This is a genomic window from Synergistetes bacterium HGW-Synergistetes-1 (genome assembly GCA_002839185.1).
GTDB lineage: Bacteria > Synergistota > Synergistia > Synergistales > Synergistaceae > Caenicola.
The window spans coordinates 153175-169601 of record PGXO01000002.1 but is presented as its reverse complement, the minus strand read 5'-3'; the positions used below and the strand labels follow the sequence as shown (position 1 = coordinate 169601).

The following is a 16427-nucleotide window of genomic DNA, read 5'->3' as shown; positions in this document are numbered from 1 at the left end:
TGTGTCAAATATGCAGATAATTTTTACTTCGATACAGATTCCTCTACCGCTACCGCAACGGCAACAGTTGCTCCGACCATGGGGTTGTTGCCCATGCCTATCAGTCCCATCATCTCAACATGCGCCGGAACCGATGATGAGCCGGCAAACTGGGCATCGCTGTGCATGCGTCCCATTGTATCCGTCATACCGTAGCTCGCGGGTCCCGCTGCCATGTTGTCGGGGTGGAGTGTTCTTCCCGTACCTCCTCCGGAAGCCACAGAGAAGTATCTCTTTCCATTCTCTACGGTCCATTTTTTGTATGTTCCTGCTACCGGATGCTGGAACCTGGTCGGGTTGGTCGAGTTGCCCGTGATCGATACGTCCACTCCTTCATGAATCATTATGGCTACACCTTCGCTGACATCGTCAGCTCCGAAGCAGCGAACTTTAGACTTTTCTCCCGTTGAAAACGGACGCTCCTCTACGATCTTAAGCTCGCCCTTGTAATAGTCATATTTTGTCTCTACCAGAGTAAAGCCGTTGATGCGGGAAATTATGTATGCGGCATCTTTTCCAAGTCCGTTGAGAATTACCCTGAGCGGTTCTTTTCTAACCTTGTTGGCGGTTTTGGCTATGCCTATCGCGCCCTCTGCCGCGGCAAATGACTCGTGTCCGGCCAGGAAACAGAAACATTTAGTCTCCTCTCGCAAAAGCATGGCCCCAAGGTTGCCGTGCCCAAGACCAACTTTTCTCTGGTCGGCGACTGATCCGGGAATACAGAACGCCTGGAGTCCCTCTCCGATCTTTTCCGCAGCTTCTGCAGCTGTTCTGACTTCTGCCTTCAGTGCGGCAGCAGCACCGAGAGTGTAGGCCCAAACAGCATTTTCAAAAGCAATAGCCTGAACTCCCTTTACTATATGCTCAACATCTATTCCTTTGGAAAGGCAGAGAGCTCTTGCTTCCTCAAGATCAGTCAGCCCGATCTTCTCAAGAAAAGGTTCGATCTGCCCCATTCTCCTTGCGCAGCCTTCAAATGTGACCATAATTTTCTCCCCCTCTTTACTCTTTACGCGGATCTATCACAGTTACCGCCTCAGCAAAACGTCCATAAGTACCGGTGTGCTTTTCCAAAGCTTCTTTTGGATCGACACCCTTGCGTATGGCTTCCATCATCTTGCCAAGCTGGACATATTTATACCCTATTACCTCGTTGTTTTCATCCAATCCGAGTTCCATAATGTAGCCCTCTGCCATTTCAAGATATCTGACGCCTTTGGGGAGAGTACCGTACATAGTCCCGATCTGGGATCGAAGGCCCTTGCCAAGATCTTCAAGTCCTGCGCCTAAGGAAAGCCCGCCCTCAGAGAACGCACTCTGACTCCTTCCGTATGCTATCTGAAGGAAGAGTTCTCTCATCGCAACGTTTATCGCATCGCAGACCAGGTCGGTGTTAAGGGCTTCAAGCAGGGTCTTGCCGGGAAGTATTTCAGCTGCCATAGCGGCTGAGTGAGTCATTCCTGAGCAGCCAAGAGTCTCAACGAGGGCCTCCTGGATGATCCCTTCTTTAACATTCAATGTAAGCTTGCATGCCCCCTGCTGCGGTGCGCACCAACCAACACCATGAGTAAAACCGGAAATGTCTGATATCTGCTTCGACTCAACCCATTTTCCTTCTTCGGGGATCGGAGCAGGTCCGTGTTTAGGTCCCTTTGCAACGCATACCATCTCTTCAATTTCTCTTGAACATTGCATTATGACTCATCCTCCATATCGATTTTCTTGATATCTATTTTGATCCGGCATTTTAAAATCTCAGTACTCCCATTCAAAAGCCGGACTGCCCGCCTTGATCAGCCTACTCTTCATGTCGGAACAAATTTTTTCCAATGCCTCTTCTGTACGCCCCTCGCATCTTGCAACGAGCACCGGCTGTGTGTTCGAAACCCTGACCAGGCCCCAGCCGTTCTCGTAAACGATCCTCACCCCATCGACCGTGATAGTGTCAAGACCCTCTGAAAGAGCCTTTTGCTTCACCCTGTCGACCACTTCGAATTTCAGGTCATCCGGGCAGTCATATCTTGTTTCTATAGTTGATGGATATATCGGGATCACTGACATAAGTTCGGACAGTTTTTTATCACTGTTTGAAAGGATTCTGCAGATACGTCCTGCCGCATAGAAACCATCGTCATATCCGTAATATTCGTCCGCAAAGAACATATGACCGGATACTTCCCCCGAGAAAAGGGCATTTTCTTCCCTCATCTTTGCCTTTACAAGAGAGTGCCCGGAATTCCACCAGATCGGCCTTCCGCCAAGTCTGATCACTTCTTCGGGAAGCGCCATTGAGCTCTTGACCTCGCAAATGGCTACAGCGCCAGGGTTTTTCGGGAGTATTTCCTGCCAATACAACGCCATCAGCCGGTCTCCCCATATTATCTCGCCTTTGTCGTCTACTACACCGATACGATCAGAGTCTCCGTCAAAACCAACACCAAGATCGGCGCCTTCAGACAGAACAGTCTCTATCAGTTTTGGAAGGTTCTCTCTCTTTGTAGGGTCAGGATGGTGGTTGGGAAATGTACCGTCCGGCTCGCTGTAGAGTTCGGTAACTTCACAGCCTATCCTTCTTAGGAATTCCGGAGCGTATATCCCCGCTGTCCCGTTGCCTGAGTCACATACTATCTTAGGTTTGCGGGATCCAAGTTTTATCTTTGAGACAAGCATGTCCAGATACTCCTCGTTTATACCTGCGAAGCGAAGTGTTCCAGGAACTTCGGCAGTAAGCATCCTCTCTTCCTTAATTATCCTGAGGATCTCCTGGATGTCGTCTCCCCACAGGGTAGCTTTGTCATAGGCCACCTTAAGGCCGTTAAACTCCTTGGGGTTGTGGCTTCCTGTGACCATTATGCCTCCGTCTGTGTCGAAGCGATACATGCTCCAGTAAAATGTCGGGGTTGATACAAAACCTATATCTGTTACGTTGATCCCGGCCTTCATCATTCCTGCTGCAGCTGCTGCCTTGATCCTTTTTGTTGAAAGACGGGCGTCTCCGCCAAGAGTGGCTTTCTTTATGCCTCTGTCCATCAGCCAGGTACCGTACGCATGACCGATATACCTCACAAATTCGTCTGTAAGTTCAGTTTCTGCAATACCTCTTATGTCATACTCCCTAAAAATGTGTTCGGGCATAAAAGCCATTTGAACACCCCCATTAAAGTGACCTGACGACAATTATAGACTAATGATATCTTTTACTCCAGCACCCGTCTCAATGGACTTGATGACAAACTTCTTATATAATATTTTCATGAGGTGATTTTTACCTTTGGCCTTTTTATTAGTTTTAAAAAATCTTTCTACAAAGAGATGATGACATGGATAAGATAAGGATCGAAAGAACAACGACCCAAAAACCAAAATGTGACGTAAGCAAGACAGGATTCGGAACCGTTTTCTCGGACCATATGTTTATCATGGACTACGAAAAGGGAAAAGGGTGGTTTGATCCTAGGATCGTTCCCTTTGGTCCTTTCCAGATATCTCCTGCTGCGACAGTGCTCCACTATGCTCCGGAGATCTTTGAGGGGATGAAAGCCTACCGTACTCCTGAGGGAAAGATACAGCTCTTCAGGCCTATTGAGAACGTGAAAAGGATGAACGTTTCGGCAGAACGCATGTGTCTCCCGCAGATCGAAGAAGAGATGATGATGGAGGCTCTTAAGGAAATTGTGAAGGTAGATCAGGAGTGGGTCCCGAACGAACCTGACACTTCACTCTACATCCGGCCGTTCATGTTCGGAACAGACGAGCAGCTGGGAATCCATACACCCCACCACTGCATTTTCTCGATAATCACATGTCCAGTCGGCTCATACTTCCGTGAGGGCATCAACCCTGTCCGCATAGCGATAGAAAAGGATGACGTAAGAGCTGTAAAGGGCGGTACAGGCTACGCCAAATGCGGCGGGAACTACGCTGCCTCCCTGCGCGCCGGAGAGAGGGCCGCGGCTCAGGGATATTCCCAGGTTCTGTGGCTTGACGGAGTGGAGAGGAAATATATCGAGGAAGCCGGCGGGATGAACGTAATGTTTAAGATCGACGGAAAGGTAGTCACACCCGCCCTTCTGGGATCAGTGTTGGCAGGTATAACAAGGAAGTCTCTGATAGAGATACTCAAGTCCTGGAACATCCCCGTCGAAGAGCGCCTGATCAGCCTGGACGAGCTTCTCGATGCGATAAATACCGGACGCCTCGAGGAGTGCTGGTGCTGCGGTACTGCAGCCGTTATCTCTCCGATCGGCGAACTTGCCTACGACAACAAAAAATACACTATCAACGACTTCAAGACCGGAACTCTCACAAAGAAACTCTTCGATGAGCTTACCGGCATCCAGTGGGGCAAGAGGCCCGATCCTTTCGGCTGGACAGTACCTGTAGTTTAGTCCTGCAGTGACCCAAAAGATAAAGAGGCCGCCGGGGATCCGGCGGCCTCTTATTATTTCTTTTGATCAGTACCCCTCAGGGATCCTCTCTCTGAACTCTTTTGCCTCTTTATCAAACATCATGAGCCGGACCGAGGTGTTTTCTATCTGAGCTCTTACCTGTGACGGGGATGTCCCCCCGAGGGTGTTCCTCCGTTCCATCGATCTTTTCGGTGAAAGGAGGGGAATGAGATCGCCCTTTACCTCCGGGATGCTCTCCTGCCACTCCTGAAGAGTCAGGGATGTGAGGGGTTTGTCGTTATCGATGCAATATCTGACTATGCGGCCCACTTTCTCATGGGCGTTCCTGAAGGGCACACCTTGAAGGACAAGATATTCAGCAACATCGGTAGCCAGGATCAGTCCGTCCCTGAATCCTCTGTTCGCAGCATCTTCATCCACCTTGACCTCCATGATCAGAGCCGGGAGAACAGAGAATATTCCGTGCAGGCAGTCTATAGTCCTGAGCAGGGAACGCTTGTCGTCCTGCAGGTCACGGTTGTATGTGAGCGGTATGCCCTTTGTCATTGTAAGGAGATCCATCAGGGCGCCGTTAAGCTGTCCTGACTTTCCCCTCAAAATTTCAAGGACGTCCGGATTTTTTTTCTGGGGCATTATGCTTGATCCGGTACAGAAGGAATCCGGCAGTTTGACCCATCCGAATTCAGTGGAAAAATAAATAATGAGATCTTCTGAAAGCCTGCTGACATGTCCGCCGAAGACAGCTGCAAAATAGAGCACATCCATAAAGTGGTCGCGATGGGCAACTGTATCCATGCTGTTCCCTGTTACGGAAGAAAATCCAAGATCATTGCATGTGAACTCCCTGTCAAGCGGAAGTGTCGATCCCGCCAGAGCTCCACACCCCAGGGGCGACTCATCGACAGCATCGTACGCATCAAACAGACGCTTGGCGTCTCGCAGGAAGGCATGGGCGTGGGCCATCCAAAACTGGCCCATGGAGATGGGCTGTGCCTGCTGCAGGTGGGTATAACCTGGAACGACTGTTTCTGCATGCTCCTCTGCCTTTTTAATAAGGGAGGAGATAAGATCGTTCAGGCCATCCCAAATATCCAGAAGCTCTTTGCGTATCCAGAGCCTGACCGTAGTGTTGGCCTGGTCATTGCGGCTTCGTCCCATGTGCAGCTTAGCGCCTGTCGGTCCGCAAAGCTCTATAAGTCTGGATTCTATGTTCATGTGGACATCCTCAAGAGAGACCTTGGGGATCAGTATCCCATTTCTGACCTCATCAGCGATCAGACAAAGGTTTTTCTCTATCACGGAGGCCTCTTCTTCTGAAAGAAGTCCGGTATGTCCAAGCATTCGTACGTGCGCAATGCTGCCTCTTATATCCGCAAGAGCCATCCTCCAGTCCATATCGAGTGACTGGGTAAATTTTTGAACTGCTTCATCGGTATCCTGAGAAAAACGGCCTTTCCACATCATCTATCCCCGCCTTTTGTCATAAGTAGCATCATTATAAAAATAAGTTAACCTGTAAGTGCGAACTATTATAACAGCACATCAAAGAACATTCCGGCTTGATGCCCATGTCAGGGATCTGCTCTTACGCATCTTTCCCGCATTTCTTTCTGAGCCTCGATATCCTGTTGTTCAGTTCATACCTTTGCTGTCCAAGGCTGAGATCATCTGCATGACCCATGGATCCCAGAATTTCGAGGGCTTTTTCAGCGTAGTTGAGAGCTGATCTGGGATCTTTAGCCTCTTTCTCTTCAAGTATTGAAAGGTTTTCGAATATCCTGAAAGAAAACGGGTCGTTTTTCAGCGCCTCAAGATAGAATTCTCTGGCCTTTCTCAAATTACCTTCGGCCTTTGCATATTCTGCCAGCTTTGCGTTGGCCTCACTTTCGGCTCCTCTGAAGTCAAGTGCTCTTGACCAGGCAGCCTTTGCTTTTTCACTCATTTTCGCCTGCTCCCAAAGATCACCGCATCTGAGTATATCTTTTCCTGTTGTCCCTTTCATCTCCGCTAGGCCGCCAACATGTGTCTGCAGGGCTGCCATGGAGATAACGTCAAGTGTGTTATGGTAAAAAACACCTCGCAACGGAGAGGCATCGGAGGTCGAAAGGTAACGTGTATAAATCCCGGGTATCTCCCTCCCCGGCACATCCTCTCCGCTTCTGTGGACACCAAGGATACTTTGTTCTATGGATGAAAGGGAGCATGACGGAAGCCTGCCCCTGTAGAAATGTCTTGCAAGCATCAGCAGATCCATGTGCGGACATCCGTCCCAGCCGGGAGCAGACTTTGCAAGCCTGTATCTTATCCTCAGCAGCGGCAGGTCAAAAGCCCTGCCGTTATATGTGACAAGTCCGTAATCATCCTCCGGAAGTTCGGATTCCAGAGACCAGAGCCAGTTCTTCTCCCAGGCGGGCCCCGCCATAAATAGCTGCACGACCTTGAATGAGCTCTCTGTATTGAAGCCCAGTCCTATCAGAAAGGCGTATGCTCCCTTTGTTCCCGAAAGGCCCGTAGTTTCCAGATCGAGGTATACGGATCTGCGCATCCCTCCCCAGAAAGACAGGAGTTCGCCCGAGGAAGATGGATTGTGGAGAGCCCTGTGCCCGTACTGTCTGCCGTATGGGATATCACGCTCCATCCTGTATACTCCCCTGGCCACCCATTCTCCTTCGGGAAGTCCGGAAATATCTATTTCATTGGTTAGGTGCGACCCAAGAGGAGAGACAGGACCGGAATAGTTGTCAGGCAGAAAATCGTTCAGCCTGCCGAATAATTCCTGATCACGGCCTTTATTGTCTTTCATTTTCTCTCACCAGATCTATCACTGCTATTTCGGGAGGTGCAAGCAGCCTCACGGGAGGACCGACAAATCCCGCGCCGTTGCTTACGTAAAGGAATCCTCCGCATTTAAGTTTTTTCAGTCCCCTGGCATATCCGGGGATCCTGTGCCTTGATGATAAGAGTGGAAACAGCTGGCCGCCGTGGGTATGCCCTGAGAGCTGAAGGTCAAAGTGTCCCTCCGTGCCCTTTTCAACTATTGGGCGGTGTCTCAGCAGCAGAAGGAATTTCTCTCTCTGCTCCTTTTCATGTGAAAGCACCATCGTCTCCGAACGAGATAGGTTCCATTGCTGTTTTATAAGATGATCCTTGTCGTCAGCACCGGCGATGATTATCCCGCCTGCTTCTACAGCCTCTGTCCTCAGGACTTTCATCCCTCCTGACTCCATGAAGAAGACTGCCTCATCGATATCGTCGTAATAGTCATGGTTTCCTGGAACTGCGTACATACCGTAACGAGGCCTGATCCGCCTCAGCATCCCTATTTCACGCTTGCGCCCTGTCAGCCTCCCGTCAGCCAGGTCTCCCGTGACCACAACTATGTCGGGATCGACATCCCTCACTTTGCGGAGTATCTGGGCAAGGAGGGGCAGTCCGACAAAGGGTCCCAGGTGCAGGTCCGTAAGCTGTACTATCCTCAGTCTTTCGCAGCCTTGGGGAAGCTTGGAGGTGGGAACTTTTATCACGGTTGTTTGAACCGTATTGGCCTGCTTTATTCCCATTCCGAGCAAAAGAAGGCTGAGAAAAAAGGAGACGGAAAGTACGGCCCCTGATGAAAGCGGCAGGTCGGTCATTTTTTTTACAAAGCCGATGAGAAGAAGGAAGAAAAATGTGAAGAGTACAAAAAGCATCCAAACCCCGCTGACCCTGTCCGTCCATTTTCTTCCGGCAGCGGAACTGATCCTTTTTGTTCTTCTCGATACGAAGAGAAGGAACATCATGAATGTGCTCAGCGCAAGCCAGACAAAACTAAGCAGTCCATCAACTGCGGCTTCGGCAATTTTAAAAAAAATAAAAATGTGGATAAAGAGGACCGCCGAACCGAAAATGACCCAAATTAACGGATGATCTGAGAACCTTTTTTCGTATGCTTTGTCGTTCATCTATATCTGTGCCGAGTACAATCTGCCGAATGACTCAAGGATCTTCTGCCAGATCGGCCTTTTTTCCCATTCATAAAGAGTCAGTTCAACAGAGTCTTCTGTGTCTGAAATGAACTGTTCAGCAAATTTAGAATTGAGTTCTTTGTCATATATGAAGAGCTGGACTTCAAAATTGATCTCAAGGCTCCTTACATCCATATTGCATGTACCTACTGAGGATATGTCGTCATCTGCAAGAATAGTTTTGGTGTGTATAAATCCTTTTTTATACTGGTAGACCCTGACACCAGCCCTCAGCAGCTGCTCTACGTTCCCCCGGCTTCCCCAGAAAACAAGGAAATGGTCTTTTTGGGCAGGCATCATCACTCTAACGTCCACACCGGCAAGGGCAGCAGTCATCATGGCGTTCACTAGGATAGGACCGGGGACAATATAAGGACTTGTAATCCATACCCTTTCCCTTGCTCTCGAGATCATGCTGAAGTATCCCATCGATATCGAATGCCATGCGTTATCAATGCCGCTTGCAACGACCTGAAGAGGAAGGACATGGAGTTCTGAAAGATCCTGATCTGAAGCACCGCCGCAGTCATCACATGAAACATTCTCACATATTTTTTTGGGATCTTCTCCTGACCTCATGCACCAGTCGTAAAGGAATATCTTGTGGAGTTCGCCAACGGATTCTCCTTCCAGGCGAACATGTGTGTCGCGCCAGTGTCCCAGGTGACCCTTTCCAAGGTATTCATCTCCAATGTTAAGCCCTCCTGTGAAGGCGACGACCCCGTCAATAACGATTATTTTCCTATGGTTGCGGAAATTCATCTTTCTTCGGAACATCGGGAAAGAGACCGGCATAAATGAATGGCAGTCTACTCCGGCTTTTTTAAGAATCTTTACGTATTCGCGCCTTAGTTTCCAGCTTCCCACGGCATCATAGAGGATCCGTACCTTTACTCCCATTGATGCTGCCTCTGTCAGTATGTCGCGTATCTCCCTGCCGATTTCATCATCTTTGATTATATAGTACTGCAGGTGAATGAATTTCTTCGCCTTTCTGAGTTCGCTTTTGATGGAGTCAAAGGTCTCCTCCCCATTGATCAGTATATCGACACTGTTCCTGATCGTCAGATCTGCTCCGCTTGTGGTGTGTATAGCTCTGCCTGTCAGGAACCTTCTGTCCTCTGTAAATGGAGTCTTGTCTGTCGGGAGGCCTTTTGAGGGTTTGAACAGCTTTCTGCTCTTCATGTTTTTGAGGTCGGGTCCAATGATCATATAGACGATGACTCCCATCACTGGAACAAGCAGCAGTGTCAAGAGCCAGAGTATCGTCCTGTCAGGATTCTGTCCCTCCATAAATATAATTATTCCAATGATAAAAGCATACGCGATAATGATGTGCCAAGTATAATTTTTCGCTGTATGGAGGAAGGATGACAAATAAGCCGTAAACTGAGGGTGAAGAGAGAGGCCTTCCTTGACTGAATAAATTACAGTCCTGTCTGCTAAATCTATTATCGTAGGCATGAGTCCTGCAATAAAGGCCGCCAATACCATAAACAAAACAATTTTAGTTGTCTTCCACATTAGCCTCTCACGCCCTTCAGCAATCTATTATATCTGATATAATTTATAGTTGTAACTGCAACTTTGCAAGGACTGGAGAGCTCTCTATGATCCGTTTAAAATTTGAACCTCGTCTTGACAACCCTGCATGGGTCAATGTTCTTATTCCTGTAGCAGCTGTTGTATTCGGCCTCTTCGCAGGAGGTCTGCTCTTTTCCATACTTGGCGTAAATCCTTTCGAGGCATACTGGGCTGTGCTGAACGGGGCGTTTGGAAGCATCTACGGACTGAGCGAGATAGTGACCAAATCTATCCCGATAATGCTTACTGCTCTTGCCGGGCTTATCTGCTACAAAATGCTGATATGGAACATAGGAGCCGAGGGACAGCTCTGTATGGGCGCAATAGCCACAGTGGCTGCCGTAAGGTTTATGTTTGTGGACAATTGGGCAGCCATGTTCGTCATAATGTTTATAGCTGCCGCAATAGCCGGTGGAATTTGGGGAGGGATCGCCGGCTTCCTCAAGGCAAAATGGAACGTAAACGAGACGATAACAACGCTGATGCTCAATTATGTAGCCATAAACATATCAGAGTATTTTATCTACGGCCCCTGGAAAGACCCTATGAGCTGGGGGTTTCCCTTCACAGCAAATTTCCCCGATGCAGCAAGGCTTTGGGTCTGGGGAAGCACGAGGATACACGCCGGAATTTTTATTGCGCTTGCAGTAGCAGTGATACTGCAGGTAGTCCTGAAAAGGAGCAAATGGGGATATGAAATTAGAGTAATAGGCGAAAACCCGCGCGCCGCACGTTACGGCGGTATGGACATAGCGAAGAACATCATTCTGGTAACATTTATCGGAGGGGCTATAGCAGGACTGGCAGGCATGGGAGAGATAGCAGGGCTGCATGGAAGGATGAGCCGCGGCTTCACAATGGGGTACGGCTACACAGGCATAACCGTGGCATGGCTTTCCAGGCTTTCCCCGATATATGTCCCTCTTGTCTCATTCCTTTTGGGAGTTTTACTCGTAGGAGGGGACACCCTTCAGGTTGTAATGGGCCTTCCAATGGCAAGCATCCAGATACTTCAGGGACTCATCCTTTTTTCAGTCCTTGCGGCTGAGACGCTTTCAAGATTCAGGATAAAGATAGTAAGAGTTTCTGCAGGTCCTGCAGAGGAGGCAAAATAGATGGATTTCCTGGTAGCTATCCTGGCTTCCGCGATCAGAAGCGGGACCCCGGTGCTTTATGCGACACTCGGAGAAGTGGTTTCTGAGAGAGCGGGGGTGATGAACCTTGGCCTTGAGGGAGTAATGCTCGTCGGTGCTTACACCGGGTTCGCAGTCACAAGATCAACGGGTGATCCATGGCTTGGGATCATGGCCTCATTTTTCGCTGGTGCCGCGATAACGCTGATCCATGCATTTTTGTGCATAACCCTTATGTGCAATCAGGTAGTAAGCGGACTTGCTATGGTTCTCACAGGCTACGGACTTAGCGCACTTCTCGGCAGAGGTGTCATCGGAGAGACTATCTCCGGAATGGCACCGCTCAAAATGCCCTTTTTGGGCGACCTCCCCTTCATCGGACCGATCTTCTTCCAGCACAACGCTATGGTCTACGTCTCATACCTGCTTATTGCCGCGCTTTGCTGGTTTCTCTTCAGGACACGCGCCGGACTTAACCTGAGAGCGGTAGGAGAGAACCCGAGGGCGGCAGATGCCATGGGGATCCCTGTCACATATATACGTTACTTCTACTGCATGTTCGGCGGCGGTCTTGCCGGCATCGGAGGAGGCTATCTTTCTGTGGTATACGCTCAGATGTGGATCGAAGGAATGACAGCCGGACGAGGGTGGATAGCGGTAGCTCTTGTTATATTCGGCCTGTGGAATCCTGCACGTGCGGCCTTGGGCGCTTATCTTTTCGGAGGAGTTGAAGCACTGCAGCTTCGGATGCAGGCAATGGGGTCAAGTATCTCAGCATCACTTCTGCTTACTCTGCCATACCTGATGACTATTATTGTCCTGACTCTAGTTTCCATCAGAGCCGGAAAGGGGATACTGCTCGGCGCACCTGCAGCCCTCAGCATTCCGTTCAGGCGAGAAGATAGGGATTGACCCTGCAAATTTTATAACTGAATTTAGCGGCTTATCACTGAAAAATGATTTTCAGTCTTTTTATTTTATAATCCGGGATTCGAGTACGGCCAGAGGAGGTGTGGGTCATGCTGGAAAAATACGCCCAGGAAATTTCTGAATACCTCAGCGGATTGATGGGCAGGAGCATTATAATTACTGATATCAACGGAATAATTATCGGTGCCCCGGCAAAGGAAAGACTGGGTGAATTTCATCCGCCCTCTTTGCCATGCATAAAATATAAAAAAATGAGTTTCGACGATGAAGACGCAGCGCGAAAGCTTGGGGTATGGTACCCGGGATCTACATTTCCTATTTTCTTCAATGGCCAGGTGATAGGAACGGCGGCGATCGCCGGTGAACCTGAAATAGTCCTTCAGTTTTCCACACTGCTGAAAAACCAGATCGAAAGCATGCTACGGGAAAAGATATACTCACCATCGCTTCGATCATCACAGAGTAAGATCGACGAGCTGGTCAATGACATAAGCTCCTTCGATCCCAGAAGGGATGATCTTTCGAAACTCCCGGAAAGGGCAGATAGGCTTGGTATCCAGCTAGATGTCCCCAGGGGAGCAATCGCAATTTTCTTCTCAAATTTCAGGGGGCTTGGCTTTAAAAAGAACCCTGTCCGACTATCATACAAAAGCAACTCCGACCCCATTTCTGATGAAATAGATTATGGCGCTACACATTCCAGGGTAATAGAGATACTGAGGGAAATCTTTCCGGATCCTCAAAATATTATCGCTTCGGTATCGAGGGACAGATTCGTAATATTCTGGAAGCTGGAAAGCATTGAGGAAGAACTGCTTTTGGCTGAACTCGACCGAGCGAAAGAACTTTCGAAGGAAATTTGGGATAAACTTAAGGACGCTTCCATTGAGACGATCATCGGGATCGGACATCCTGCACAAAATCTTTATGAAATGCCCTTTGCTTACAGCAACGCGTGGGAAGTGGTCTCAGTAGCAGAAAAATTAGCTATGCCTCCGGGAGTCTATTCCTTTAATGAAATGCTGCTTGAGCACCTTCTGCTATCAGTAAATCCTCATTATTCCTTAAAATATCTTGAAAAAAAAATGGCAGAATACCATGAAGAAAACGACACGACAGATCTTCTCGAAACATTCTCCACATACTGCGAATGCTTCTTCAGCAAACAGAGGGCTGCGGAAAAACTCCACCTCCATAGAAACACTCTTGCTTACAGGCTTGCCAAAGTAGAAGAAAAATTCAACATATCTATCGAAAACTTTGAAGAAGTCATTTCATTTTACCTTGTCCTTCTTATGAAAAAACTGGGCGTCTCCGGAGGGAAAAAACAGGAACAATGATCTTGCGTTAAATGAGCTCTTAAGACGCAATAGAGGAAGAGCCTCCGCATTGTTTAGCTGCAGAGGCTCTTCCTGTCCCGGATATGTGGTGTAAAAAAGCCGTTGGGAGGCTGTTTACTTAGCTATTTCGTCCGAGATCTTCTTCATTTCTTTCTTAAATTCATCCATAAGGTCCTTGCCCTTGCTCTGGTTAAGCTGGCTCCATGTGGCCGCGAAGGCATCCATCATAGGTTTCAGTTCTTTAGGGGTATACATGTGTACCTGTACCCCTTTCTTTTTCATGAGTTCAAGGTACTTCTGGTCGTTAGCCTTTGCGTTCGTGATGCTCAGTGCAGCCTGTTTATTCACAGCCTGCTGAAGGACTTTACGGTCTTCAGGGGAGAGCTTCTTCCATACTTTGTCGCTGACCATTACGCCAAGGCACTCAGTGTTTTTGTTGAAGTTGTACCAATGTTTTATAACATCACCGAAGGTCGTGTAGGCTGCAACGATCGAATATCCCGTATCACCGTCGCAAACGCCTGTCTGCATTGCCTGATAAACATCTGCGAAGGGTATCGAGATCGTGCGGAATTTAGCACCTTCGAGCGCTGTCTTGAATACATCCATGTTTGGGATACGAAGAAGCACTCCTTTGTCTACCTTCGGATTCAAAGGATCCCTCATTGGCTTGACAGTCCCTATGCCCACCATGCCTTCAAGATACATCCCCAAGAGCTTAACTCCCAGGTTGGAATTGAATTCATCCATTTTTTTGAAGAACCATCCGTTGGGGTCGTAAACTTTAGCGACCTGCTCATAGCTGCTTGTGTATCCCTGAACATATATCAGGTCCATCCTGTTGTCGAACTGGCTCGGGAAAGATATCATTGCCATTTCGACCGTTCCTCTTATAAGTTCCTCATAAACCAGTGAGTAATCACCCAGTTGGTTGGCAGGGAAAACCTTGATCTGTACCCTGTTGTTGGTCTTCTGAGCAACTTCTTTTGCTATGTCGTTCATCGAAGTTGTCGCAAAATGTTCCGGGGGGTTCTGTCCCGCAAATTTAAGGACTAACGGCGCTGCTGCCGCAGACTGTACCATACTAATTAAAGAGACCGCACAAAAAACAGATACTAAAGAAAACATAATTAAACGTTTTGTCATTGTCATCCCTACCACTCCCAATTTTTTTGATTTCATCTTGCTGCAAAAACCATATTATTGCCTGAAGTTCAGAAGGGAAACTGCACACTCTGGCAAGAGCGTGAGATCACTAACCGTCCCTATTCCCAATCTCTCAAGATCTGAGGAAACATCAATAGGGAGAGTGCCCTCTTCCGTATTCTGGTTTAAAACCCCTCCCATGCATATCGGAATGGAGACGTTCTGCTCCTCCATCTCATCCAGCACGTTCCTTGCATATTCTAGTGCCATGCCGTTGTGTGTGCTGATAAAAATAATTTCCGCATCTGACTGGACTCCGGCAAGAACAACCTCGTCCGGATTCCTTTCCGCGCCGATGTTAACGATCAAGCACCCTGCCTGCTGCAGCAGTTTATCGATCAGCAAAAGGCCATGTTCGTGCACATCGGTCGATGCAAGAAGCACCCTGCGTCCAGTGAGCTTCTCCTTAACTTCGCTGCTTCTAAAATATGGAGTCCATATATCGACCTGCTCGAGAGTCTTCGTAAAAATATCATTTGGTATAGCCAATGACTCTCCTGCAGGAGCACTACCATTTTTTGCAGATGGATTGAGCGTATCTTCAAAGACTCTCGGTCCAAGGGACTTGAGCACATAAAGCATTTCGACCGCGTTTTTCGTATCGACACCGCATTCTTCAAGATAAGAAAGAGCGTCGTTAAATATCCTTCTGCCTTTCTTGCATATTGATGCAGCAAACTTCTTGGGTTCGCTGAAATCAAAGTGCGGGTGCATTTTTACCGCAATTTTTTCGATTTCTCTTCCCCACAGCTGTACCTCGCAGATCTCTTCGAGCGATGGCGCTCTCTGAGCTTCAGTGAAAGGAACGGGCAAAACTGCGTGTCCTGTCGGACATTCGATCTGTGTCATAATGTCCCAAAGAAGGTACTCTGCCGTCAGAGCACGGTTTTTTTCAGGATCGCTGTGTGACGATATCGTATCTCCGTAAAACATCGACCCGATACAATCGTGATCATGTATTTCATCCAGTGCAAAGATCCACCCCGAACGCTTGATCGGGTCAGAAACAAGGCCTCCAACGCAATGTGCAAGTTTTGCACCAAGGAGATCTTCGACAATGTACTTTTCAAGGTAGGCCCATGCGGCGCTTGTGCTGCAATCAAGAAATAGCGCCCCAAAACCATCGTCCAGATACGAATGCATAAGTGTCCCTTTGTCGCGAAGGAAACCCATTATGCCAATGGCCTTGACTGTCTCGATCGTAGTCAGATCTTTGCGCCTCCACATAGGAGCCTCATGGGCAAAAAACTGGGACAGGTTTCCTATCGTCGTTACACCTGCCTGCAAAGCAGAGACTGTGTTTTCTGTCGAGGCAGGAAAACCTATTATGAAATCTCCCATATGTGCCTGGATAGGGGCAGCCTGTCCCACCTGCATCCAGTCTTCCTGAGTCTCAAGATATGGACCGCTTTCCTGAGGAGCGGATTTTCTCAGATCTTTAGGAAGGGACATTCTTCTGTCAAGGCAAATTCCCGCCCTGTCAATAATGAAACCGTTGGTTTCAGCAAAATCATAGGCGGCTTTAAGGCTGTAAGCTGTCTCATGCCATGTATTCATGCCGATGTGCGCATGAAACATGATATGTCCGTCTTTAATGCTTCTGCGTTTATATTCAAGCTCGGAAGAGACTCCATATTTTTCCATGAACGAAGAGCGGCCGATCTTGATAGAGGAAGCGATCTCTTTCGATTCGCAAAGCACTGTCTCCATCTTTGGAAGTTTAGCCGAATATAATAGCTCTTTTATCTTTTTTCTCTGTCCGATCATTATGATTATCTCCAT

The 16427-nt window shown here is 48.3% G+C and carries 13 protein-coding genes; 4 read left to right on the top strand and 9 right to left on the bottom strand.

The window, feature by feature from the left end; genetic code table 11:
• Positions 1-23 precede the first annotated feature (23 nt).
• From CVV54_02690 to CVV54_02680, 3 genes are read right to left on the bottom strand one after another with little or no spacing between them, the layout of a single operon-like run.
• On the bottom strand, positions 24-1025 hold the full coding sequence (locus tag CVV54_02690) for a GGGtGRT protein (protein PKL05193.1): 1002 nt from the start codon (positions 1023-1025) through the stop codon (positions 24-26).
• Between the two features lie 16 nt (positions 1026-1041).
• Complete coding sequence (locus CVV54_02685) at positions 1042-1734, bottom strand: hypothetical protein (GenBank protein ID PKL05192.1); 693 nt, start codon at positions 1732-1734, stop codon at positions 1042-1044.
• A 60-nt stretch (positions 1735-1794) separates the two neighbouring features.
• Complete coding sequence (locus CVV54_02680) at positions 1795-3183, bottom strand: phosphomannomutase (GenBank protein ID PKL05191.1); 1389 nt, start codon at positions 3181-3183, stop codon at positions 1795-1797.
• A gap of 176 nt (positions 3184-3359) precedes the next feature.
• Here CVV54_02680 and CVV54_02675 point away from each other — a divergent pair, with 176 nt between their 5' ends.
• Complete coding sequence (locus CVV54_02675; GenBank protein PKL05190.1) at positions 3360-4427, top strand: branched chain amino acid aminotransferase; 1068 nt, start codon at positions 3360-3362, stop codon at positions 4425-4427.
• Positions 4428-4493: 66 nt separating this feature from the next.
• Here the strand turns inward: CVV54_02675 and argH are convergent, their stop codons facing one another.
• The 4 genes from argH to cls all read right to left on the bottom strand — a co-directional run bounded on the left by argH (position 4494) and on the right by cls (position 9976).
• Positions 4494-5909, bottom strand: a complete 1416-nt coding sequence (gene argH, locus CVV54_02670; protein ID PKL05189.1) for an argininosuccinate lyase — start codon at positions 5907-5909, stop codon at positions 4494-4496.
• Between the two features lie 124 nt (positions 5910-6033).
• Positions 6034-7251 (bottom strand): hypothetical protein, encoded by a 1218-nt coding sequence (locus CVV54_02665; GenBank protein ID PKL05188.1) that lies wholly within the window; start codon positions 7249-7251, stop codon positions 6034-6036.
• Positions 7238-8389 (bottom strand): hypothetical protein, encoded by a 1152-nt coding sequence (locus CVV54_02660; GenBank protein ID PKL05187.1) that lies wholly within the window; start codon positions 8387-8389, stop codon positions 7238-7240. Before CVV54_02660 ends, CVV54_02665 begins: the two co-directional genes overlap by 14 nt.
• A complete protein-coding gene (cls, locus tag CVV54_02655; protein PKL05186.1) occupies positions 8390-9976 on the bottom strand; it encodes a cardiolipin synthase in 1587 nt (528 codons plus the stop codon).
• Between the two features lie 86 nt (positions 9977-10062).
• Between cls and CVV54_02650 the strand changes: the two genes are divergently transcribed.
• The 3 genes from CVV54_02650 (at position 10063) to CVV54_02640 (ending at position 13439) form a co-directional block, all read left to right on the top strand.
• Complete coding sequence (locus CVV54_02650) at positions 10063-11151, top strand: ABC transporter permease (protein ID PKL05185.1); 1089 nt, start codon at positions 10063-10065, stop codon at positions 11149-11151.
• Positions 11152-12081, top strand: a complete 930-nt coding sequence (locus CVV54_02645; GenBank protein ID PKL05184.1) for an ABC transporter permease — start codon at positions 11152-11154, stop codon at positions 12079-12081. It abuts the gene before it with no gap.
• A 107-nt stretch (positions 12082-12188) separates the two neighbouring features.
• Positions 12189-13439, top strand: coding sequence for a hypothetical protein (locus tag CVV54_02640; GenBank protein PKL05183.1), 1251 nt, complete (start codon positions 12189-12191; stop codon positions 13437-13439).
• Positions 13440-13553: 114 nt separating this feature from the next.
• On the opposite strand, the gene CVV54_02635 is transcribed toward CVV54_02640, so the two are convergent.
• Positions 13554-14585 (bottom strand): C4-dicarboxylate ABC transporter substrate-binding protein, encoded by a 1032-nt coding sequence (locus CVV54_02635; protein ID PKL05223.1) that lies wholly within the window; start codon positions 14583-14585, stop codon positions 13554-13556.
• 54 nt (positions 14586-14639) lie between these two features.
• Entirely contained in the window at positions 14640-16415 is a 1776-nt protein-coding gene (locus CVV54_02630) for a hypothetical protein (protein PKL05222.1), read from the bottom strand.
• Between the last annotated feature and the right edge of the window lie 12 nt (positions 16416-16427).

What these genes read in the sequence shown, in the direction of transcription:
- CVV54_02665 (PKL05188.1), bottom strand. Translation starts at nt 7,251, where the DNA reads ATGAAAGACAATAAAGGCCGTGATCAGGAATTATTCGGCAGGCTGAAC.
- CVV54_02685 (PKL05192.1), bottom strand. Translation starts at nt 1,734, where the DNA reads ATGCAATGTTCAAGAGAAATTGAAGAGATGGTATGCGTTGCAAAGGGA.
- CVV54_02690 (PKL05193.1), bottom strand. Translation starts at nt 1,025, where the DNA reads ATGGTCACATTTGAAGGCTGCGCAAGGAGAATGGGGCAGATCGAACCT.
- cls (PKL05186.1), bottom strand. Translation starts at nt 9,976, where the DNA reads ATGTGGAAGACAACTAAAATTGTTTTGTTTATGGTATTGGCGGCCTTT.
- CVV54_02680 (PKL05191.1), bottom strand. Translation starts at nt 3,183, where the DNA reads ATGGCTTTTATGCCCGAACACATTTTTAGGGAGTATGACATAAGAGGT.
- argH (PKL05189.1), bottom strand. Translation starts at nt 5,909, where the DNA reads ATGTGGAAAGGCCGTTTTTCTCAGGATACCGATGAAGCAGTTCAAAAA.
- CVV54_02640 (PKL05183.1), top strand. Translation starts at nt 12,189, where the DNA reads ATGCTGGAAAAATACGCCCAGGAAATTTCTGAATACCTCAGCGGATTG.
- CVV54_02675 (PKL05190.1), top strand. Translation starts at nt 3,360, where the DNA reads ATGGATAAGATAAGGATCGAAAGAACAACGACCCAAAAACCAAAATGT.
- CVV54_02650 (PKL05185.1), top strand. Translation starts at nt 10,063, where the DNA reads ATGATCCGTTTAAAATTTGAACCTCGTCTTGACAACCCTGCATGGGTC.
- CVV54_02645 (PKL05184.1), top strand. Translation starts at nt 11,152, where the DNA reads ATGGATTTCCTGGTAGCTATCCTGGCTTCCGCGATCAGAAGCGGGACC.
- CVV54_02635 (PKL05223.1), bottom strand. Translation starts at nt 14,585, where the DNA reads ATGACAAAACGTTTAATTATGTTTTCTTTAGTATCTGTTTTTTGTGCG.
- CVV54_02660 (PKL05187.1), bottom strand. Translation starts at nt 8,389, where the DNA reads ATGAACGACAAAGCATACGAAAAAAGGTTCTCAGATCATCCGTTAATT.